Origin of the sequence: Aeromonas sp. L_1B5_3 (assembly GCF_963866575.1) — a bacterium.
GTDB lineage: Bacteria > Pseudomonadota > Gammaproteobacteria > Enterobacterales > Aeromonadaceae > Aeromonas > Aeromonas jandaei.
This window is the reverse complement of sequence record NZ_CAWMDN010000138.1, coordinates 19,500-39,836: the sequence shown is the minus strand read 5'-3', so window position 1 is coordinate 39,836 and position 20,337 is coordinate 19,500. Positions and strand designations below refer to the sequence as shown.

General features: G+C 60.7%; 21 protein-coding genes and 4 tRNA genes. 13 read left to right on the top strand and 12 right to left on the bottom strand.

Annotated elements, in window-relative coordinates:
- Nucleotides 1-50 precede the first annotated feature (50 nt).
- The gene (gene folK / locus AACR93_RS18125) at nt 51-560 is read right to left on the bottom strand and encodes a 2-amino-4-hydroxy-6-hydroxymethyldihydropteridine diphosphokinase (protein ID WP_043851584.1); all 510 of its coding nucleotides are present in this window, start codon (nt 558-560) and stop codon (nt 51-53) included.
- Entirely contained in the window at nt 560-931 is a 372-nt protein-coding gene (gene folB, locus AACR93_RS18120) for a dihydroneopterin aldolase (RefSeq protein ID WP_005355064.1), read from the bottom strand. The genes folK and folB overlap by 1 nt, the downstream gene beginning before the upstream one ends.
- Nucleotides 932-1,087: 156 nt before the next feature.
- Between folB and plsY the strand changes: the two genes are divergently transcribed.
- From plsY to AACR93_RS18090, 6 genes are all read left to right on the top strand, one after another.
- Nucleotides 1,088-1,750, top strand: a complete 663-nt coding sequence (plsY, locus tag AACR93_RS18115) for a glycerol-3-phosphate 1-O-acyltransferase PlsY (protein ID WP_043851583.1) — start codon at nt 1,088-1,090, stop codon at nt 1,748-1,750.
- Nucleotides 1,751-1,797: 47 nt separating this feature from the next.
- Nucleotides 1,798-1,873: transfer RNA gene (locus AACR93_RS18110), tRNA-Phe, on the top strand.
- Between the two features lie 53 nt (nt 1,874-1,926).
- A tRNA-Thr gene (locus AACR93_RS18105) sits at nt 1,927-2,002 on the top strand.
- Between the two features lie 3 nt (nt 2,003-2,005).
- Nucleotides 2,006-2,081 (top strand) — tRNA-Phe (locus AACR93_RS18100).
- Nucleotides 2,082-2,089: 8 nt separating this feature from the next.
- A tRNA-Asn gene (locus tag AACR93_RS18095) sits at nt 2,090-2,165 on the top strand.
- Nucleotides 2,166-2,271: 106 nt separating this feature from the next.
- The gene (locus tag AACR93_RS18090; protein ID WP_043851582.1) at nt 2,272-3,444 is read left to right on the top strand and encodes a CD0519/CD1768 family membrane protein; all 1,173 of its coding nucleotides are present in this window, start codon (nt 2,272-2,274) and stop codon (nt 3,442-3,444) included.
- 63 nt (nt 3,445-3,507) lie between these two features.
- Here AACR93_RS18090 and AACR93_RS18085 read toward each other — a convergent pair whose 3' ends face one another.
- A complete protein-coding gene (locus AACR93_RS18085) occupies nt 3,508-4,200 on the bottom strand; it encodes a B3/B4 domain-containing protein (RefSeq protein ID WP_043851581.1) in 693 nt (230 codons plus the stop codon).
- Between the two features lie 443 nt (nt 4,201-4,643).
- On the opposite strand from AACR93_RS18085, the gene AACR93_RS18080 reads away from it, so the two are divergent.
- On the top strand, nt 4,644-5,099 hold the full coding sequence (locus AACR93_RS18080) for a hypothetical protein (protein WP_043851580.1): 456 nt from the start codon (nt 4,644-4,646) through the stop codon (nt 5,097-5,099).
- An 88-nt stretch (nt 5,100-5,187) separates the two neighbouring features.
- A complete protein-coding gene (locus AACR93_RS18075) occupies nt 5,188-5,682 on the top strand; it encodes a GNAT family N-acetyltransferase (protein ID WP_043851579.1) in 495 nt (164 codons plus the stop codon).
- Between the two features lie 146 nt (nt 5,683-5,828).
- Here AACR93_RS18075 and argH read toward each other — a convergent pair whose 3' ends face one another.
- The 6 genes from argH to argC form a co-directional block, all read right to left on the bottom strand.
- Entirely contained in the window at nt 5,829-7,214 is a 1,386-nt protein-coding gene (gene argH / locus AACR93_RS18070; protein ID WP_043851578.1) for an argininosuccinate lyase, read from the bottom strand.
- Nucleotides 7,215-7,242: 28 nt separating this feature from the next.
- Nucleotides 7,243-7,548 (bottom strand): hypothetical protein, encoded by a 306-nt coding sequence (locus tag AACR93_RS18065; RefSeq protein WP_043851577.1) that lies wholly within the window; start codon nt 7,546-7,548, stop codon nt 7,243-7,245.
- Between the two features lie 59 nt (nt 7,549-7,607).
- Nucleotides 7,608-8,843: an argininosuccinate synthase gene (locus tag AACR93_RS18060; protein WP_033115910.1), complete on the bottom strand. Its 1,236-nt coding sequence runs from the start codon at nt 8,841-8,843 to the stop codon at nt 7,608-7,610.
- Nucleotides 8,844-8,911: 68 nt separating this feature from the next.
- Nucleotides 8,912-9,823, bottom strand: coding sequence for an ornithine carbamoyltransferase (locus tag AACR93_RS18055; protein WP_043851576.1), 912 nt, complete (start codon nt 9,821-9,823; stop codon nt 8,912-8,914).
- A gap of 25 nt (nt 9,824-9,848) precedes the next feature.
- Nucleotides 9,849-10,628, bottom strand: coding sequence for an acetylglutamate kinase (gene argB, locus AACR93_RS18050; RefSeq protein ID WP_043851575.1), 780 nt, complete (start codon nt 10,626-10,628; stop codon nt 9,849-9,851).
- A gap of 22 nt (nt 10,629-10,650) precedes the next feature.
- Nucleotides 10,651-11,658: an N-acetyl-gamma-glutamyl-phosphate reductase gene (gene argC / locus AACR93_RS18045; protein ID WP_043851574.1), complete on the bottom strand. Its 1,008-nt coding sequence runs from the start codon at nt 11,656-11,658 to the stop codon at nt 10,651-10,653.
- A gap of 272 nt (nt 11,659-11,930) precedes the next feature.
- On the opposite strand from argC, the gene argE reads away from it, so the two are divergent.
- Together argE and ppc are read left to right on the top strand one after the other, a co-directional pair.
- On the top strand, nt 11,931-13,076 hold the full coding sequence (argE, locus tag AACR93_RS18040) for an acetylornithine deacetylase (RefSeq protein ID WP_043851573.1): 1,146 nt from the start codon (nt 11,931-11,933) through the stop codon (nt 13,074-13,076).
- A 229-nt stretch (nt 13,077-13,305) separates the two neighbouring features.
- A complete protein-coding gene (ppc, locus tag AACR93_RS18035; RefSeq protein ID WP_043851572.1) occupies nt 13,306-15,939 on the top strand; it encodes a phosphoenolpyruvate carboxylase in 2,634 nt (877 codons plus the stop codon).
- A gap of 81 nt (nt 15,940-16,020) precedes the next feature.
- Here ppc and AACR93_RS18030 read toward each other — a convergent pair whose 3' ends face one another.
- Nucleotides 16,021-16,362, bottom strand: coding sequence for a hypothetical protein (locus tag AACR93_RS18030; RefSeq protein WP_156153005.1), 342 nt, complete (start codon nt 16,360-16,362; stop codon nt 16,021-16,023).
- A 76-nt stretch (nt 16,363-16,438) separates the two neighbouring features.
- On the bottom strand, nt 16,439-16,951 hold the full coding sequence (locus tag AACR93_RS18025; RefSeq protein ID WP_043851570.1) for a GNAT family N-acetyltransferase: 513 nt from the start codon (nt 16,949-16,951) through the stop codon (nt 16,439-16,441).
- A 177-nt stretch (nt 16,952-17,128) separates the two neighbouring features.
- Between AACR93_RS18025 and ybaK the strand changes: the two genes are divergently transcribed.
- The 3 genes from ybaK to AACR93_RS18010 all read left to right on the top strand — a co-directional run bounded on the left by ybaK (nt 17,129) and on the right by AACR93_RS18010 (nt 19,428).
- Nucleotides 17,129-17,593 (top strand): Cys-tRNA(Pro) deacylase, encoded by a 465-nt coding sequence (gene ybaK / locus AACR93_RS18020; RefSeq protein ID WP_042033253.1) that lies wholly within the window; start codon nt 17,129-17,131, stop codon nt 17,591-17,593.
- A gap of 117 nt (nt 17,594-17,710) precedes the next feature.
- On the top strand, nt 17,711-18,508 hold the full coding sequence (locus AACR93_RS18015) for a substrate-binding periplasmic protein (protein WP_043851569.1): 798 nt from the start codon (nt 17,711-17,713) through the stop codon (nt 18,506-18,508).
- On the top strand, nt 18,505-19,428 hold the full coding sequence (locus AACR93_RS18010; protein WP_043851568.1) for a hypothetical protein: 924 nt from the start codon (nt 18,505-18,507) through the stop codon (nt 19,426-19,428). Before AACR93_RS18015 ends, AACR93_RS18010 begins: the two co-directional genes overlap by 4 nt.
- Here the strand turns inward: AACR93_RS18010 and AACR93_RS18005 are convergent.
- Nucleotides 19,422-20,312, bottom strand: coding sequence for a LysR family transcriptional regulator (locus tag AACR93_RS18005; protein ID WP_043851567.1), 891 nt, complete (start codon nt 20,310-20,312; stop codon nt 19,422-19,424). The genes AACR93_RS18010 and AACR93_RS18005 overlap by 7 nt on opposite strands.
- Nucleotides 20,313-20,337: the final 25 nt, after the last annotated feature.

Below are 20,337 nucleotides of genomic sequence, written 5' to 3'. Positions count from 1 at the left end.
GGATAAGACGTCACATCAACGAAAAGGGCACCGCGAGGTGCCCTTGTCGATCAGTGGTGCTGCAGCTCCCGCGCTTCCCAGTGAAAGGGAATGGGGCACAGTTGCTGGGAGGCCTTGTCGTAGCTCTCCCACAGCTCGCCCATGGTGCGGCCATCGATGGGGTGGCGCAGTCCGGGTGCCAGCTCGGCCAGCGGCCAGAGCACGAAGGCGTTGGTGAGGATCTCGCCGCGCGGCAGCACCAGCTGCGTCTCGCAGACCAGATCGCCATAGAGCAGCAGGTCGAGATCCAGCGTGCGCGGGGCGAACTTCTTGGCATCCGGCTCGCGGCCGTGGGCGAACTCCATCTCGCGCAGCAGCTGGCAGACGGTAACCAGCGGCAGGTCGGTCTCGGCAGCGGCAACAAGGTTGTAGAAAGGACGGCCATTGAAGCCCACCGCCTCACTCTCGAACACCCGGGAGACCCGCAGCTCGCCGAAGGCAGCGTGCAACGCATCGAGCCCGGCACGGATATGGCGCTCTCGCTCGATGTTGGAACCAAGGCTGATATAGATAGTGGTCATCAGTTGCTGCTCGCCGCCGGGGTGCGGTGGCGCAGGATCTCGACGCCGACACCGGCGGCATTGGGTACGGCGCCCGGCTTGGTGAGGGTGACTTTGACCCACTGTACCCGCTCGTCGGCGAGCACCAGCATGGCGACCTGCTCGGCCATGGTCTCGACCAGCTCGACTACCTTGCCGCTGACATGCTCGCAGATCTTGTTGGAGAGGTCGGCATAATCCAGTGCCAGATTGATGTCGTCGGTTGCAGCGGCGGGGCGGTTGTCGAACCCCATCTCGAGGTCAAAACGGAGCTTCTGGCGAATGCCTTTCTCCCACTCATATACACCTATGGTGGTCAAAACCTCGAGTCCGCGAATAAACACCTTGTCCATGACTGTACTTCTTCTTTACTCTTGATGGGCTGTGATGACAGCGCAGGGATGCTGGCCGGGCAACAGGCTTGCCGAGGCGCTCTGGGTGGGCATGGGCCCATGCCAGCGTTGTGGCCCGCATCATACCCCATTCATATCGTGGTAAAAACGACCAAGATGACGGCCCTGACGATTTTGATGATTATTCTGGCCTACCTGGGTGGTTCACTATCCAGTGCTGTGCTGGTCTCCCGCTGCAGTGGTCTGCCCGACCCGCGGGATCATGGCTCCCACAATCCGGGGGCAACCAATGTGCTGCGCCTCGGTGGCCGGCTGGCGGCGCTGGTGGTGCTGCTGCTCGATGTGCTCAAGGGAACGGCGCCTGTCTATCTCGCCTGGTATCTGCAGATAAAGCCGGTCTACCTCGGCTTTATCGGGGTGGCCGCCTGTCTTGGCCACATGTACCCCATCTTCTTTCATTTTCGCGGTGGCAAGGGGGTGGCGACGGCGCTGGGCACCATGATGCCGCTCGGCTTCACCATGGGGGGCGCTGTCATCGTCACCTGGCTGCTGGTGTTGCTGGCAAGTGGCTACTCTTCGCTGGCCTCCATCATTACCGTGCTGCTCACGCCACTCTTTACCTACCTGCTCAAACCCGAATACACCCTCCCTGTCTCGCTGCTCTCCTGTCTTATCCTGATCCGCCATCACGAGAACATCTCCCGCCTGCTCAAGGGGGAAGAACCCAGAGTCTGGCGGCGAAAAGGGTGTGCCTGTGGCGAGGAAGTGGGAAAAACGGGTGATGTTGAGCAAAAAAGAGACGAACGAGACAAAAAGTAAAATTTCCCGTTGACCATCCGCCTTAAAATCCGTTTAATAGCGCCCACGCCCAGATAGCTCAGTCGGTAGAGCAGGGGATTGAAAATCCCCGTGTCGGCGGTTCGATTCCGTCTCTGGGCACCAAATTTTGGTGCTATGAAATAAAAAATTTGTTCATGCACAATGGTTTAAAGTGTGCCGGCTTAGCTCAGTAGGTAGAGCAACTGACTTGTAATCAGTAGGTCACCAGTTCGATTCCGGTAGCCGGCACCATTTGCCCAGATAGCTCAGTCGGTAGAGCAGGGGATTGAAAATCCCCGTGTCGGCGGTTCGATTCCGTCTCTGGGCACCACTAATAATTCCTCCTTAGCTCAGTCGGTAGAGCGACGGACTGTTAATCCGCAGGTCGCTGGTTCGAGCCCAGCAGGAGGAGCCAAACCGAAAAGCCCTTGTCGCAAGACAAGGGCTTTTTTTCTTTGGTTCAATACCGAGTTTTTACCATAACAACAATCACACACGCACAGAATGACGGCAGGATAGATATGGAAAATCAAGTAGTTATAGACTCAAAGGGGCGACTGGCCACCATCCGCGAGTGGCTTGAGCCCGTGCTGGTGCTGCTGATCCTGGGCAGCCTGTTTGGCTATCTCGGCAGCCAGATGGGCCTCTCCGCCATGGTCAACACCCTGTTCAATACCGCCCACCAGCTGCTGCTCAATACCGTGCTCTTCATCATGGGGATCACCGTGCTTTCCGGCGCTCTCAGCCAGCTGCTGAGCGAATTCGGGGTGATCCGCCTGCTGGAGGTGCTGCTGGCCCCCCTGATGAAGCCGGTGTTCCGCTTGCCGGGGCGCACTGCGCTGGCGGCGCTGATGACCTTCTTCTCCGATAACCCGGCGGTGATCAGCCTCGCCAAGGACAGCCGCTTTCGCAAGGGCTTCACTCCATGGCAACTGGTGTCTCTGACCAACTTCGGTACCGCCTTCGGCATGGGCCTGATCGTGGTGACCTTTATGGCCACTCTGCAGCTGCCGGGCGGGGAGTCTACCGCCAGCGCCGCTCTGATCGGGCTGCTCGGCGCTCTGGTGGGCTCGGTGGTCTCTACCCGACTGATGCAGCGGATGATCCGCCCGCTGGTGGGTGAGGTGCTGGACGATGAGCCGACTGATGCCAAGGGGCACAAGGTCGGGGTCAGCAAAGAGGTGGCGCCGGGCTGGCTGCGGATCCTCAACTCATTGCTCGATGGCGGCAAATCCGGTGTGGAGCTGGGAATGGCGGTGATCCCGGGTGTGCTCATCATCAGCACCTTCGTCATGCTGCTCACCTTCGGCCCGGGGGAGAAGGGCTATACCGGCGAAGCGTTTCAGGGGGTTGCCCTGCTGCCGGTGCTGGCCGCCAAGGCGGGCTGGCTGTTTGACCTGCTGTTTGGCTTCCAGCAGCCGGAGCTGGTCGCCTTCCCGGCTACCTCGCTCGGTGCAGTCGGTGCCGCCATGTCGCTGGTGCCCCCCTTTATTGCCAAGGGATGGATCACCGGCAACGAGGTGGCAGTGTTTACCGCCATGGGGATGTGCTGGAGCGGCTTTTTGAGCACCCACACCGCCATGCTCGATGCTCTCGGCTATCGCCATCTCACCTCCCGCGCCATTGTCGCCCACACCATCGGCGGCTTGTGCGCCGGGGTGGCAGCGCACCAGCTTTATATGCTGCTGGGCTGAGCAGGGAGAAAAGAGAGAGGGGCGCTGCGGCGCCCCTCTCTGTATCCTGCTGACGAAAATCGCCTATTTGTTATGGCCGATCAGGCTCTGCGCGATCACCGCCTCCGGCATCATCTCCCGCAGCCCGGCGATCAGTTTTTCCCCCGCCTCATGCAGTGCAGCCAGCGGCATCTCGGGCAGGCTCTCCAGAATGAACCACATCTGGCCCGAATCGATACTCAATCTGGTGCGCACACCCTGCCGCCAGTTCCAGCGCCGACAGGTGACCCCCTTGTCATCCCGCCAGACCACCTCGCCGGGTTCCGGAGATTCGTGGGCGGGTTCGCCCCCCTTCATGGTATCGAACAGCTCGCTGCCATCGGCCACCACCAGTTGCGGCAGCCCTTCATAGGCGAGCAGGTTTTCGCCCCCCACCGGAATGGCGTAGCGGATGCTGATGGCGTTGTAGAGATCGACCACGGGGTCGATGGCGGGCAGGTTGCCATCGCGGGCGACCCGTTTTCTCAGGGCCTCGGCGGAACAGGGAGTCCGCTGTGGCTTGGCGCCGAACTTTCTGAACAGATCGCCCCAGGCGGCGAGATGCGCCTCTGCCCACGGCACATCGGCGGTCAGCATGGCGGTGCAGGCCTCATCGAGCGCACGCGCCCCCACGTTCGGGTCGACCACGGCGGCGGCCTGCACCGTGATGCTCAGAGCGCGAAAGCCGGGAGCCAACTGGCTGACTTCGGGGGAGATATGGGGGGTGATCAGGGACATAACGACTCCATAAACGAAAAAGGCAGGGATAAGGCGGCTGCCGGCCAGCATAGCGGTGACGGCGAATCCGGTTTGAGAGCCATCTTGCGCGAACATATTAGATAAGAAAATTTACATGATCTTAATAGCCATAAGTTTCATGAATGAAAAATGACGTGATCGAGGGGATAGCAGGCATGTACCGGCATATAGCGAAGAGGAGCCCTGTCGCCTCCGGTTTGCTGCGGCAATGCTCCTTTGCCGCCTCGATCTGCAGCGGCAGCCGCTGGCCGCCCGGCTCTCTTGTGATGACCTCAGTTGCAATGCCCGAACACAAGGCGGCGATTCAAATCACTCGGTGGCTCAATGGGTTGGTTTTGCCCTGCGCTGTTCACTGCATTCTGGCCCCGCTTATGCACATCTCTTGGCAACACCATCAAGGGTCGTTGTCGCGGAGAGTTATCATGATCAGCAGTCTGCTTCCCCTTGCCTCAATCGCCCTCAAGCTGGGCAGTCAGCTGCTTGGCAGCAGTGCCAAACCCGAGCCTGTGCAGCAAACCGTGCAGGAGGATCGCCTTGCCCCGACCGTCCAGAGCTTGTTCCAGCGGCTGGGTGTCAAGTATGCCGACAGCGAGCAGAACCGCGCTGCCATCAACCACTTTATGGGTGAGCTGATGCAGACTCTGGGGCAGGAGAATGGCGGCCAATCCCTTCCTGCCGCCATCGACAGCGCCCGCAACCAGCTGGCGAGCGGCACCCAGAGCACCCGCCTCGACGCGCTGCAGAGCGAGCTCGATACCCTCAAGGATTCCCTCGGTGCCAGCCATCTCAACCTCGACCAGCTGCTCGGTGCCTTTAAACAGACCCTGCCCAATGGCAAGGGGGAGGGGGTGGGCAAACTGCTCAATGCCAGTGCGTGAGTTAAAAACAGCTATAAAGAATGCGATAATTCCAGTGGGAGTTTTAGTTATCAAACCAAATGTAGTAATGCTGAGCAGGTGCGCTGATATGACTGTTAACCGAAGCTGTGTAGAGATAAGGAAATATAAAGCTGGTGATGAAACTCGATTATTTAGCGTTTTCTTGTCGGCAGTGCACGATATAGCCTCATGCGACTATACCGCTGAACAGATTCAAGCGTGGGCTCCTGATGATATATCTCCAGAACTGTGGGCTGACCACATAAGAGATTTGAAGCCTTTTGTAGCCGAAATTGATGGTGACATTGTCGGGTATGCAGATATTCAGCCAAATGGTTATATTGATCATTTCTTTGTGGCTGGACATTACGCTAGACAGGGGGTGGGAACCAAGTTGATGACGCGTATTCATGAAAGCGCCAAGGAGCAAGGTATTTTCGAATTAACGGCTGATGTAAGCAAAACCGCTGAGCCTTTTTTTTCATATCATGGTTTTCAGGTGGAAGAGCGGAGATATCCTGTTCGTCGTGGTGTGACATTGCAAAATGCATTGATGCGGAAAAAATTATTACCAACAGGCTAGTTTGGTGAAACTGAAAAGCATCAGCGAAATCTGTTGTTCAATCTAATTTCTCCATTACTTATCCTGAATTGAATTCGTTATTTACCATAAAAATGGCAACCATTGGTTGCCATTTTTGTTCAATGTCAGGTAACGATCATCGTGGCTTAACCCACCCGTTTGGCCAGCCAAGCTTCGGCGGCAGTCAGGGCTGCCTCAACCTGCGCGCGGGCAACGCCGCCTTTGGCAACCCGCTTGGCCAGGGTCGCTTCCAGCTCCAGATTGGGGTAGACGTCGAACTCGATCACCGGGCTGAAGCGCTGGAACTCGCCGATGGAGAGCTCCTCCAGCGGGCGGCCCACGCTGATGGCAAAGACCACGGTTTCGCCGACGATATGGTGCGCCTCACGGAATGGAATCCCCTTGGCCACCAGATAGTCCGCCAGCTCGGTGGCGTTGGCGTAGCCGCCCTGCGCCGCCGCCATGGTGCGCTCGCCGTTGACCTTCAGATCGATCAGCACCAGCGCCGCCATGTCGAGGCAGTCGTGCCAGGTGTCGAGGGCATCGAACAGCCCCTCTTTGTCTTCCTGCATGTCCTTGTTGTAGGCCAGCGGCAGAGCCTTGAGGCTCATCAGCATGCCCATCTGGGCGCCGACCACCCGGCCGGTCTTGCCGCGGATCAGCTCCAGCGCATCCGGGTTCTTCTTCTGCGGCATCAGCGACGAGCCGGAAGTGACCGCATCGGAGAGCTCGACAAAGCCCGCCTCGCCGGTGTTGTAGAAGATGAGATCTTCGGCAAAGCGCGACAGGTGGGTCATGGAGAGGGACGCCACGTGCATCAGCTCCACCACGTGATCCCGATCGGAGACCGAATCCAGACTGTTGCGGGTGGCGCCACTAAAGCCCATGTCGAGCGCCAGCGCTTCACGGTCGATGGCATAGGCGGTGCCCGCCAGCGCGCCGCAGCCGAGGGGGCTGGTGTCGAGGCGCTTGAGGGCATCCTGCAGGCGGGAGTAGTCCCGCTCCAGCATCTCCACATAGGCCAGCGCCCAGTGAGCGAAGGTGACCGGTTGGGCCCGCTGCAGGTGGGTGTAACCCGGCAGCACGGCGGCCTGATTGGCGCGGGCGGAGGCCACCAGCCCCTGTTGCAGGGCGGTGATGGAGCCGAGCAGCAGCTCGCCCTGCGCCTTGCACCAGAGTTTCAGGTCGGTGGCGACCTGATCGTTGCGCGAGCGGCCGGTGTGCAGTTTCTTGCCCAAATCGCCGACGGCGGCGATGAGCTGGCTCTCGACCCAGGAGTGGATATCTTCGGCGTCCGAGCTCAGGATCTGCCGGGGATCCTGCTGCACCGAGGCGAGCAGCACCTCCATCGCCTGCTGCAACTTGGCCTGCTCATCGGCGGTCAAGACACCCACCTTCACCAGCGCTTTGGCCCAGGCCATGGAGCCTTGAATATCCTGCTCCGCCAGCCGGTAATCGAACCGCAGCGAATCGTTGAACTGCTTGAACCGGCTATCGGCTCCCTGACTGAAGCGTCCACCCCAAAGTGCCATACTGCTCTCCTTGAATTACTGCGGCTGTTTACATACAGCTTGCTTCTTGCTTGTCTCTAGTCGTGATCCCTGTAGTCCTAATCACAACAATTTTGTCGAGATGCTCAAGCATCATATCTGCGATTTTGTTGGATACGAGAAGTTCCCGTATGTTGTGTGCTAGATGGTCTTCTAACCAACACACGGAAATCTCTAATAGAAGATTTTTCTCTCCTAGCTTGATTCCGAACAAATAGTCGTCAGTCGTGAAAGCCTGATCACAGGCTGGCCCACCCGCTCCAGGAAAACTCTCTTGCAGATAATCACTAACAGTCTTGAGTTTCTCTTCGATCATCTAGTACCCCCCGCATTAAAAAATTAGGGGGGATTTCTCCTCCCCCCTCTATTCACGGATTAGCCGTGGGTGTGATCACCACCGATAGCCTGATGTTGCTCCTTCATGGCACGGATCCGGCTGGCCAGGGTGTAGAGACGGATAAAGCCTTCGGCATGGCTCTGGTCATACACTTCATCGGCCCCGAAAGTGGCGAAGTCTTCGGAGTAGAGGCTGTTCGGCGACTTCTTCTGCACCGCGGTGACCTGACCCTTGTACATCTTCAGCACCACTTCACCGTCCAGATCTTCGGCGATGGCGTTGGCAGAGGCGAGGATCGCCTTGCACAGCGGGGTGAACCAGCGACCGTCATAGACCAGATGGGAGAACTCGGCACCCAGCTTCTCCCGCCAGGCGCGGGTCGGGCGATCCAGTACCAGCTCTTCCACGGCGCGCAGCGCAGCGACCATCACGGTACCGCCCGGGGTTTCGTAGCAGCCGCGGGACTTCATGCCCACCATCCGGTTTTCGGTGATGTCGATGCGGCCCACGCCGTGCTTGCCGGCACGCTCGTTCAGGGTCATCAGGATCTGGTGCGGGCTGAGTGGCTGGTCGTCAACGGCCACCACTTCACCCTGCGCCACGGTCAGCTTGACGTACTCCGGCTGATCCGGTGCCTGTTCGGCCGGTACGGTCCACTGCCAGACCGCTTCGGAGGGCTCGTTCCAGGTGCTCTCCAGCTCGCCACCCTCGGTGGAGATGTGCCAGGCGTTGGCGTCGCGGCTGTAGATCTTCTTCAGGGTCGCCTTGCAGGGGATGTTGCGGGTCTCCAGATAGGAGAGCAGATCTTCCCGGGAGCGCATGTCCCAGATCCGCCACGGGGCGATCACTTTCAGCTGGGGCGCCAGCGCGGCGACCGCACCTTCGAAACGCACCTGATCGTTACCCTTGCCGGTGCAACCGTGGGAGATGGCATCGGCCCCTTCCGCCAGCGCGGCCTCGACCATCGCCTTGGCGATCACCGGACGGGCCATGGAGGTGCCCAGCAGATAGGTGCCCTCATAGACGGCGCCGGTCTTCAGGGTCGGGTAGACGTACTCTTTGACGAACTCTTCGCGCAGATCCTTGATGATGCACTTGGTGGCGCCGGAGGCGATGGCCTTCTGCTCGATCCCTTCCAGATCGTCGCGCTCCTGACCCACGTCGGCCACGAAGGCGATGATTTCGGCGTCATAGTGCTCTTTCAGCCAGGGGATGATGGCCGAGGTATCCAGTCCACCCGAGTAAGCCAGTACGATCTTGTTGATTCCGCTCATTTTACTTCTCTCCATGATGATTCGATGATGATTCAATAAAGGTGTCGTGATTCAGGTTGAGTGCCGCGTTACTTGTTGCCGAGAAGGGTCAGCAACACGGCGTTCTGGATATGCATCCGGTTTTCGGCCTCGTCCATGATGAGGGAGGCGGGGCCATCCATCACCTGCGAGGTGATCTCCAGCTCCCGGTGCGCCGGTTGGCAGTGCAGCACATGTGCAATGCCGGTGCGGTCGAGCAGGGCCTGGTTGATCTGGTAAGGCATAAAGAGGTCTTTGACCTGCTCCATCGGCGTGTTGTCACCCATGGAGACCCAGGTATCTGTGTAGGCCACGTCGAACCCTTCGATATCCGCCACGTCATCGCTGATGTGGATAGTCGCCCCCGACTTGGCCGCCAGAGCCTGCGCCTGCAGGAAAATCTGGGTATCCGGGCCGTGGCCTTTCGGGCAGATCAGGGTGACGTCTGTACCGAGGGTCGCCCCCAGCAGCAGCAGAGAGTGGCTGACGTTGTTGCCATCACCGAGGTAGGCAAGCTTCACCTTTGACAGATCGTCGTAGTGCTCGGCAATGGTCATAAAGTCGGCCAGCCCCTGGCAGGGGTGGTAGAGGTTGCACAGGCTGTTCACCACCGGCACTGTGCCGTGCTCTGCCAGCTCGACCAGGGTCTGGTGATCGAACACCCGGGCGACGATGGCATCACACCAGCGCGACAGGTTGGCGGCGAAATCCTTCACCGACTCCCGCTTGCCCAGCGCGCCGTTCTGCTGATCCAGATAGACGCTGTGGCCGCCCAGTTTGGCGATGCCGATGTCGAAGGTGACCCGGGTGCGCAGGGAGGGCTTCTCGAACAGGGTGACCACGCTCTTGCCGGCCAGCGCCTGGCTGTACTTCTTCGGGTCGGCTTTCACTGCTTTGCCCAGCGCAATCAGCGTTTCGATCTGGGCTTTGTTCAGATCACTGTCTTTCAGAAGATGTTGCATCGGATGTTCCTTGTTCCGGTGGAGATCAAATGGCCACTTGAGTGCCGACGGCGCCGCCAGCCAGCAGCTTGAGCAGCTGGTCCGGGTAACGCCAGCTGGCGACACAGACCGGCTTGCCGAGGGTCTGGGCGGCGTGCAGGGCCGCTTCTACCTTGACCGCCATGCCATCGCGGATCACCCCTTTCTCCATCAGATCCAGCGCGGTCAGCTTGTCGAGCTGTGGCACCAGCTTGCCCTTGCCATCGAGGATGCCGCTCACGTCGGAGAGCATCACCAGATCGGCACCGAGCGCCTCGGCAATGGCGGTGGCCGCCTGATCCGCGTTGACGTTCATCAGTTGCCCGTCGGCTGTGATGCCGATGGAGCTCACCACCGGCAGGAAGCCCTGACCGAGGATGCCCGCCACCAGTGCCGGGTTGCCCGGCTTGCACTCGCCGACTGCGCCGAGATCCGGGTCGAGCTGGGTCACCTGACACAGGCCGCCATCTGCCAGACAGAGCCCCACCGCCGGAATGCCGGTGGCGATCGCCTTGGCCATCATCTGCTTGTTGGCGGTCCCTGCCAGCGCACCGGCAATGAAGGGGATCTGCTCGAACGGGGTCACCCGCAGGCCGTTCTTCTTGGTAGAGGTGAGACCCAGCCCCTTGAGCAGGTCATCCACCAGACAGCCACCGCCGTGCACCAGCACCAGCGGACGGTGCTGATCGTCGAGAAAGGTTTTGAGGGTGGCGAACAGGGCGGTCAGCGCCTCGTCGTTCTCGATAAGGGCGCCGCCCAGCTTGATTACCAACGTCTGTTTGTCCATGTTCGAGATCCTTCCTAAGTCCTTAAATCAGGCCGGTGGCCGGTTCAAATCCGAATTTGATATTTATGCACTGCATGGCTTGCGAGGCTGCGCCCTTGAGCAGGTTGTCGATGGCAGAGACCACCACCAGCATGTTGCCCTGCTGTTGCCAGGCAATATCGCAGTAAGGGGTGTTTGCCACACCGCGAATAGAGGGCATCTGGCCGGTGAGGCGCACCAGCGGCTTGCCTTCGTAAGCCTTGAGGAAGGCCTGATCCACCTGGGTGGGGGTGACGCCGTCCGCCAGCTGCACATAGATGGTGGCCAGGATGCCGCGCACATAGTTGCCAAGGTGGGGCTGGAACAGCACCTCCTTGCCGAGGTGATGGCTGATCTCCGGCTGGTGTCTGTGATTGAAGGTGCCGTAAGGGTTAAGGCTCACTTCGCAGAAGCTGGTGTTGATGGCCGCCTTGCGGCCGGCGCCGGAGACCCCGGAGACTGCGTTGATGATGGGCTGCCAACCCTTGGCAATCAGGCCATCCTGCTGCAGCGGCTTGAGGGCGCACAGCGATGCGGTCGGGTAGCAACCCGGCACGGCGATCAGCTGGGCGCTGGCGATGGCATCGGCATTCCACTCGGCCAGACCGTAGGCAGCCTGATCCAGCCACTGTTCGCTCTGGTGGGTGAAGCCGTAGAAGCTGTCGTAAAACCCCTGATCCTTGACCCGGAAGGCGCCGGAGAGATCGAACACCGGCAGCCCCTTGGCGAGAAACTTGGGGGCAAGCTCGGCGCTCACCTCGTGGGCGGTGGCCAGCAGCACCAGATCAGCCTGGGTCAGGATCCGGGTCATGCCGTCGTCGTCCAGCGGCAGCAGTGGCTGATCGAGGGCGCCGACCCACTGGGGATGCAGGGAAGAGAAGCGCTTGTGGGCATCCTGACTGCCGGCGGAGACATAGAGGCCGAACAGTTTGAGTTGTGGATGGTTCTGTACCAGTGCGGCCAGTTCGGCTCCCGCGTAGCCACTGGCACCGACGATAACGGTGTTGAGCATGTTTGAATATTCTAAATCAGAGTTCGAGATTCACAGCGTGGTGCTGCGGTGCACAAGGGTGTTCGATCGCCCCTGTGCACAAGTGCGGAGGGGCAATTCAGGCGGGTGTGTGTCGTCGGTTATAGATCAGGTGACAGAACATTAACTTTCCCTTACAACTAGAAGCCTTTGTTGGCGAGCTGCTTATCCTGGCAAAAAGACAGAATATTAATGCATTCGCATTGCATTTGTATTTTCTAACAGAAACGTTTTGGGGAAGCAAGGAGGAGCTGATGGCCAATCTGGATTTTTTTTCACTCTACAAGAATATTATTGCGATCCCCTCTATCAGCAGCACGGATCCCAAGTGGGATCAGAGCAACGAGGCGGTGATCCGGTTGCTGGCCGACTGGTTCGGTCAGCTCGGTTTTCAGTGTGAGGTGACGGCACTCCCCGAGCTGCCGGGCAAGTTCAATCTGGTGGCGACGATCGGTCAGGGGGAGGGCGGTCTGCTGCTGGCGGGTCACACAGATACGGTGCCGTTCGATGAGGGAGGCTGGAGCAAGGATCCCTTCAAGGTGACCGAAGAGGGCAACCGCCTCTATGGTCTCGGCACCATCGATATGAAGGGCTTCTTCGCTTTCATAGTGGAAGCGCTCAAAGAGATCGACCTCACCAAGCTGACCAAGCCGCTGCGCATTCTCGCCACTGCCGATGAAGAGACCACCATGGCGGGGGCCCGCGCCATCGCTGCGGCAGCCGAACTGAAACCCGACTACGCGGTGATTGGCGAGCCGACCGGGCTGGTGCCTGTAGTGGCCCACAAGGGGCATATGTCGGAGGCGATCCGCATCACCGGCAAGAGCGGTCACAGCTCGGATCCCGCCAACGGCGTCAACGCCATGGAGATCATGCACAAGGCGATGGGGCAGGTGCTGCGCTTGCAGCAGGATCTGAAAGATCGCTACGCCGACCACCGCTTTGCCGTGCCGCAGCCGACCCTGAACCTCGGTTACATTCAGGGTGGTGACAGCCCGAACCGCATCTGCGGCTGCTGCGAGCTGCATATCGATCTGCGACCCACTCCGCAGGTGGGGCCAGACGAGTTGATGGGGATGCTCAAAGAGGCGCTCTCTCCCATCGAGATTCACCAGCCTGGTTGCCTGCATCTGCAACACCTGCATGAGCCCATTCCCGCCTACGCCTGCGCCGACAACTCTGTGCTGGTGCGCGAAGCGGAGAAGGCGAGCGGCCGCACGGCCGAGTCGGTCAACTACTGCACCGAGGCCCCTTTTATCCAGCAGCTTGGCTGCGAGACCATAGTGATGGGGCCCGGCCATATCACCCAGGCGCACCAGCCTGACGAGTATCTGGATCTCTCCTTCGTCAAGCCCACCACTGCGGTATTGCAGCATCTGGTTCGTCGCTTCTGCCTCTGAAAAGGGCAGCAAAGGGGGTCAAAGCTGTAAGTAAGTTACATAACAAGCCGGTGCGGGAGTGGTGAGGGAAATACATCTTCTGAATCGGCCTGTTATTTGACCTTGCGCAGACAATCTGGGTAGATTGTCACCCTAAGATGACGGAGCATATGTTGTAATCGCACAACAATAAGTGAGGTCGTCTCGCACCCCGGATGGGTGTCAGGCACCAACAAGATAAGGATGTGGAATGAACGAAAAGTACGCCGCACTACGCGCCAACGTAGGTATGCTGGGTCAGCTGCTGGGCAAGTCCATCAAGGACCATCAGGGTCAGGCCTTCCTCGACAAGATCGAAACCATTCGCCAACTGGCCAAATCTTCCCGCAAAGGCAATGAGGCAGACCGGGAACGTCTGCTTGATACCCTGCGCACCCTGAGCGACGACGAGCTGCTGCCGGTGGCCCGCGCCTTCAGCCAGTTCCTCAATCTGGCCAACGTGGCCGAACAGTTCCACACCATCTCCCGTCGCTGCGAAGAGCAGGTCTGCACCCCGGACCCGCTGGAGCAGATGTTCGACAAACTGAAAGCCTCCAACCTGTCGCAAGAGGCCATCATTCAGGCCGTGCGCGAGCTGGATATCGATCTGGTACTGACCGCTCATCCGACCGAGGTGACCCGTCGCACCCTGATCCACAAGCATGTGCAGCTCAACGATTGCCTCGAGGCGCTGGAGCTCTCCGACCTGCTGCCCCGCGAGCGGGACAAGATCCTCAATCGCATCGAGCAGCTCATCAATCAGGCATGGCACACCAACGAGATCCGCGAACAGCGCCCGACTCCGGTGGATGAGGCCAAGTGGGGCTTCGCTGTGGTGGAGAACAGCCTGTGGCCGGCCATCCCCGAATTCATGCGCAATCTGGACGAGCGTCTGCAACACCATCTGGGTGTGCGGCTGCCGCTGGATGCCGCGCCGGTCAAGTTCACCTCCTGGATGGGCGGTGACCGTGACGGTAACCCCTTCGTCACCGCCAAGGTGACTGCCGAGGTGCTGGAGCTGGGCCGCTGGATGGCGGTGAGCCTCTTCTACAAGGACATCCGCGAGCTCACCTCCGAGCTCTCCATGTCCGACTGCACCGACGCCGTGCGCGAGCGGGTTGGCGATCACCCGGAGCCCTACCGTGCGCTGGTGCGCGAGCTGCGCGAACAGCTGCGCGAAACTCAAGAGTACCTGACCGCCAAGGTGCAGGGACAGGCGAGCGAGAGCCGGGATCTGGTCAAGACCACCGCCCAGCTGCGCGAACCGCTGGAGCTCTGCTACCACTCCCTGCACGCCTGCGGCATGGGCAACATCGCCGATGGCATGCTGCTGGATGTGCTGCGCAAGATCGCCTGCTTCGGCATCCATCTGGTCAAGCTCGATATCCGTCAGGATGGTGAGCGCCACGGCCAGGTCTTCTCCGAGCTGACCCGCTATCTGGGGCTGGGGGATTACGCCGAGTGGAGTGAGGATGACAAGCAGGCCTTCCTGCTCAACGAACTCAACTCCCGCCGCCCGCTTATCCCCAACGACTGGGAGCCGAGCGACGAGACCCGCGAAACCATCGAAACCTGCCGGGTGATTGCCCAGCACGATCCCGACGCGTTCGGTATCTACATCATCTCCATGGCTGGTGCCCCGTCCGACGTGTTGGCGGTGCAACTGCTGCTGAAAGAGGCGGGCTGCAAGTTCCGCATGCCGGTCGCCCCGCTTTTCGAGACTCAGGAAGACCTTATGGCGGGCACCGCCGTGATGGAACGCCTGCTGTCGGTGGACTGGTATCGCGGCTACATTCAGGGCCGTCAGTACGTGATGATCGGCTACTCCGACTCCGCCAAGGATGCGGGCATGATGGCCGCCGGCTGGGCTCAGTACGCCGCCATGGAGTCGCTGGTAGCGCTGGCCGAGGCCAACAATCTGCGCCTCACCCTGTTCCATGGTCGCGGCGGTACCGTCGGTCGTGGCGGTGCGCCGGCCCAGCAAGCCATTCTGTCGCAACCGCCGGGATCCCTGCGCGGTGGCCTGCGCGTCACCGAACAGGGCGAGATGATCCGCTTCAAGTTCGGCCTACCGAAAGTGGCGATCAAGAGTCTGGAGCTCTACACCAGCGCCGTGCTGGAAGGGAACCTGCTGCCGCCGCCCAAGCCGAAAGCGTGCTGGCGTGAAGTGGTGGAGCAGTTGGCGACCGTCTCCTGCGATCACTACCGCAGCATCGTGCGCGGCCACCCGGACTTCGTCCCCTACTTCCGTGCCGCCACCCCGGAGATGGAGCTTGGCAAACTGCCGCTCGGCTCGCGTCCCTCCAAGCGCAAGCCCAACGGCGGCGTCGAGAGTCTGCGCGCCATTCCGTGGATCTTCGCCTGGACCCAGAACCGCCTGATGCTGCCGGCCTGGCTCGGTGCCCACAAGGCGCTGCAACAGGCGATCGATGACGGCAAGCTGGCCGTGCTGGAGGAGATGAGCGCCCAGTGGCCCTTCTTCCGCACCCGCCTCGAGATGCTGGAGATGGTGTTCCTCAAGGCGGACGTCTGGCTCGCCGAGTACTACGACACCCGTCTGGTGCCGCAGGAGCTGTGGGGCTTGGGCAAACAGCTGCGTCAGGAGCTCGCCGAATCCATCGAGGTGGTGCTGAAGCTGAGCCCGCGCGGGGATCTGTTGGAGGATCAGCCATGGATCAAGGAGTCCATCAAGCTGCGCAATCCCTACACTGACCCGCTCAACGTGCTGCAGGCCGAGCTGCTCAATCGCTCCCGCAACCACCCGGAGACTCTGCACCCCGAGCTGGACAAGGCGCTGATGGTCACCATCGCCGGTATCGCGGCAGGCATGCGTAACACCGGTTGATCGCTGACCACTAAAATCACAGAGACAAAGGGCGCCCATCAGGCGCCCTTTCTGTTTCTGGTGTTCTCTTGGTCGGCTCGATTACTGGCTCTGGGTCTGCTGCAGTGCCTGTTTCAGACAGAGGATATCGAGATCGTCTTCGCTGGTTTTCAGGCGAGCGGTGAGCGCGGCGTGCCCTGCCGGGGTGGCCAGCTGGCGGGTGAGCTGCAGTCGCTCGGCCCTGAGCTCGGCCAGATACTGCTCAAGGTCGAACCCCTCGGGCCTTGCCTGAGAGTTGGGGAGTGTCTCTTCCGTGCAGAGTCTGATCAGGGTATCCACTTTGCTCTGGTACTCCTCTGTATCGGGCTGGTGAGCGCAGCCGGTGAGGAGCAGAGGGAGGACGAGCAGGGACATTCCCGTCGGTAGCCAGCGTGATCGGGTCATATAACCTCGTTGCCTATGGTGGGTGGCGCCCGGGTGTCGGGCGTAACCGATACGATGGGCGCCATTGTAACCCAGCTCAGCGCGGGTTCGCGCCGTTATGCGGGATGGCCTGCAAAATGGCGATGGGGCGATTTTCCTCGTCGAGATTCTCCTCGAGCTGCTCGAAGCCGCAGCGCTGCCAGAAGGCGAGGGCGGCAGGGTTGCTCAGCTGAACGCAGAGACGAACCGGCGCCGGGTTGAGTTGTGCCAGATGGTGGCAAAGCTGACTGGCAGCACTGCGCCCCACCCCTTTACCCGCCATTTCACTATTGATCACCAGCAGACCAATCCAGGGATGCTTATCGAAGGGGTTGTTGGCCAGCAGATGGGCGATACCGACAACCTCTTGCTGCCTGCGAATGACCAGATAGCGGCCGCCGGCGGCCAGCACGGCTTCGGTATCCTGCCGGATGGCGCTGAGGGAAAGCGCCGCAGGGCCGCCCAGCGCCAGATTGAAGGCGGGTTGCGAGTTGATGACCCGCTGCTGCAGGGCCAGCCCGCCGGGGCTCAGGGTCTCTTCGGGGGTAAGGGGAACAAGCTCGATCTGCATGGGAAATGGGGGCGAATATCGGTGAAATCGGGGGTGAGGATAGCATGGGGCGCTGTTGGAAAGGCACTGTCCGGCAGAGCGGCTCGCCCCAAATTGCCCTTGCGACTTGCATCACCCTATCGTGAGGCGCAGACTGTTTGGCCTTGTTTTTATGCGATTCGATTCAAGGCAACCATCATGACTCCTGCCATCAACCTGCTGAAGAAGCTCAAGATCCCCCACAAGCTCTACCCCTACGAGTGCGAAGCCCACGACGATTTCGGCAAGCATGCCGCGACCCAGCTCGGGCTGCCGGAGGCACAGGTATTCAAGACCCTGATCGCCCACCACGACAAACAGGCGGTGGTGGCCATAGTGCCCTCATCCGGCATGTGCAGCCTGAAGCAGCTGGCCAAGGCGACCGGCCTCAAGAAGGTGGAGATGATGAAACCGGCGGAGGCGGAGAAGCTGACCGGTTACAAGGTGGGCGGCATCAGCCCGCTGGCCCAGAAGAAGCTGCTGCCCACCGTGCTCGACGAGTCGGCCATGCAATTTGACGAGATTCTGGTGAGCGGTGGCAAGCGCGGCCTCTCGGTCGGTGTGGCACCGCAGGATATGCTGACTTTGCTGAAGTGGATTGCCGCTCCCATCGGCGAAGAGTAATCGGTGAAGAGTCAGCGACGAAGAGTGATGCCCCGCACGGCCTGACGCTGCCGCCACGGCACGCTAGCGGGCTGGCTGGTATAGTGGAAGGAGACTGGCTGCCAAGGATATGGCCCCATGCGAGCATCTGTCAGATCCCTGCTGTGCGCTGTGCTGCTTCTCCCCGCCACGGGTAGTGCTACCCCTGCCTTTACCCTGCACTCCTGTTTCGAAAACAGCGATTCCTACCCCTGGCTGCTGCAGTCGGGGGAGGGGATTGTCCAGTATCACCTCAAGCTGGTGGCAGAGCGCCTTGGCATCGAAATCCTGATGACTCCACTCCCCTGGAAGCGCTGCCTCTCGCTGGTGAGCAGCGGCCAGATGGATGCCGCCTTCAAGATGAGCTACAGCGCGGAGCGGGCGAGCAAGATAGGCAGTTACCCGATGCGCGGTGACAAGCCGGACCCCGACAAGCGCTTGCTCATCGAAAGCTACAGCCTCTATCAGCTCAAGGGGGGCAAGAGCCAGTGGGATGGCACCACCCTCAGGGTCAAGGGGATAGTGGCGGCCCAGTCCGGTTTCTCCATCGTCGAGTTCCTGCAGGGGGCGGGAGTCGAGGTGGATGACTCCAGCCGGGATCCGCTCATCATATTGAAAAAGCTGGTGATGGATCGGGCCGCCGCCACCGCCTTGCAGACCGAAGTGGCCGACAGCCTGCTGGCGGCCCATCCCGACCTGCAAGGGCAGATCGAGCGGCTCGCTCCGGTGTTGGTGGAGAAGCCCTACTATCTGGTCTTCTCCCACGCCTTCCGCCAGAGCCATCCGCATGAGAGCCAGCAGGTGTGGGATGCCATCGAGGCGGTGCGCAATTCGCCCGCCTATCAGCACTATGTGGCCACTTTCAGACAGACCCATCGGGTAGGGGATCAGGGATGAGAGCGATAAGCCATGGAACGGCAGAGCGGTTTGCAGGACGGAGGCTGGTACTGCTGGTGGCCAGTCTGCTGGCACTGCTCCCGCTGGCGGTCGAGGCGGTGACCCGCTTTACCTATATCAGTCCCGAGAGCGAGCGGGATCCGCGCACCACCTACGATCGGGAGCTGCTGCGTCTCGCCCTCGACAAGACGCGCGACCAGTTTGGCGACTATGTGATGGAGGCCGCGCCTCCCATGACCAAGGCGCGCGAGCGGGTCAGCATGCAGCTCGACAGCTTCCCCAATCTCTTTGCCATGGACAGTTACAGCAGCACTCGCGAGGGGCTGGGGCTGGCCTATGCCCGCTTCCCAGTGCATCTTGGGATCGTCAGCTACCGCATCTGTTTTGTCAGCCCGCAGCAGCAGGCGGCAGTCAGGCAGGTGACCGATCTTGCTGGCCTGCGCCGCTTCACCTTCGGTCAGGGCAAGGGGTGGCTCGATGTTGATATCCTGCGTCACGCCGGGCTGGAGGTGATGGAGGTGGATGGCTACGAGAAGCTGTTCAAGATGGTGGCGCGCGGCCGTTTCGATCTCTTCTGCCGCGGGGTGAGCGAACTGCGCAGCGAACAGCTCACCCACGACGAGGTAGAGGGGCTCAAGGTCGACGATGCCCTGATGATCTACTACCCGCTGCCCCGGGTTTTCTATACCAACGCCAACAACCGCGAGGCGCTCAAACGGGTCGAGCAGGGGCTGCAAATCGCCTGGCAGGATGGCTCGCTGCAGGCGCTGTGGCGCAAGAGCTTCGGTCCGGCCATCGCCTTTGCCCACCCCCAACAGCGGCGGCTGATCAAGCTGGAGAACCCCTTTCTCAAGGGGATCAGCTTCGATTACCGCCCCTATTTCTACAATCCGCTCACCGATCGCTTCGGCGATCAGTGAGGCTCCCGCCACTTGCGGCACAGCTCCAGCCAGGCCTCGGCGGTGTGCGACAGATAGCGCTCGCGCGGCCAGATCACCCCGAGTCGCCAGCTCAGCTCGAGCTCCAGTGGTCGCAACACCAGGCCGTCTGGTATGAGCCGATTGCAGACCGGCTCCGGCAGAAAGGCGATCCCCATGCCGCTGCGCACCATGGCGGTGAGAAAATCCCACTGACTGCTGCGTGCCGCCACCTGCGGCACAAAGCCAGCTTCCTGACACGCCTGCTCCAGCCGTTCGCTCAGGGTGAATGCCAGAGTCTGGGTATAGAGCAGGAAGGGCTCATCCTGTAGGGATTCCAGTCGCAGTGGTGCATCGCCGTGCCAGCGTGGCTGGTCCGGCAGTACTACCCGGATCGGGTATTGATCCAGATCTAGCGCGTTGAGGGCGCCTCCCTCCTTGGTCGGCAGCATGGTGATAGCGATATCCAGCTCCCCCTCCAGCACCGCCTGTTCGATCAGGCGGCCGCCATACTCCACCAGCGTTAGCTCCACCTTGGGGTAGCTGGTGCGGTAGGCGCGAATGAGATCAGCGTAGAGGTGACCCACCATGGGGGGAATGCCGAGGGTGAGGCGGCCATGCTGCAGGCTCTGCAGATCCGCCAGCTCCGCCTCCAGCTGCTGCATTTCGGCCAGAATGGTCTGGGCCCGCTGGAACAGCACCTGCCCGCTGTCGGTCAGGGTAAAGCGACGCCCCTCCCGGTTGAGCAGGGGCAGGCCCAGCTCCTCCTCGATATTGCGGATCATCTTGCTGATGGTGGGCTGGGTGACGAACAGCTTCTCCGAGGCGCGGGTGAAGCTCTGCTCCCGAACCAGTTCGACAAAGTAGCGCAGGGCGCGAATATCCATGGGCTCTCCCGGGATAACAAGGGCT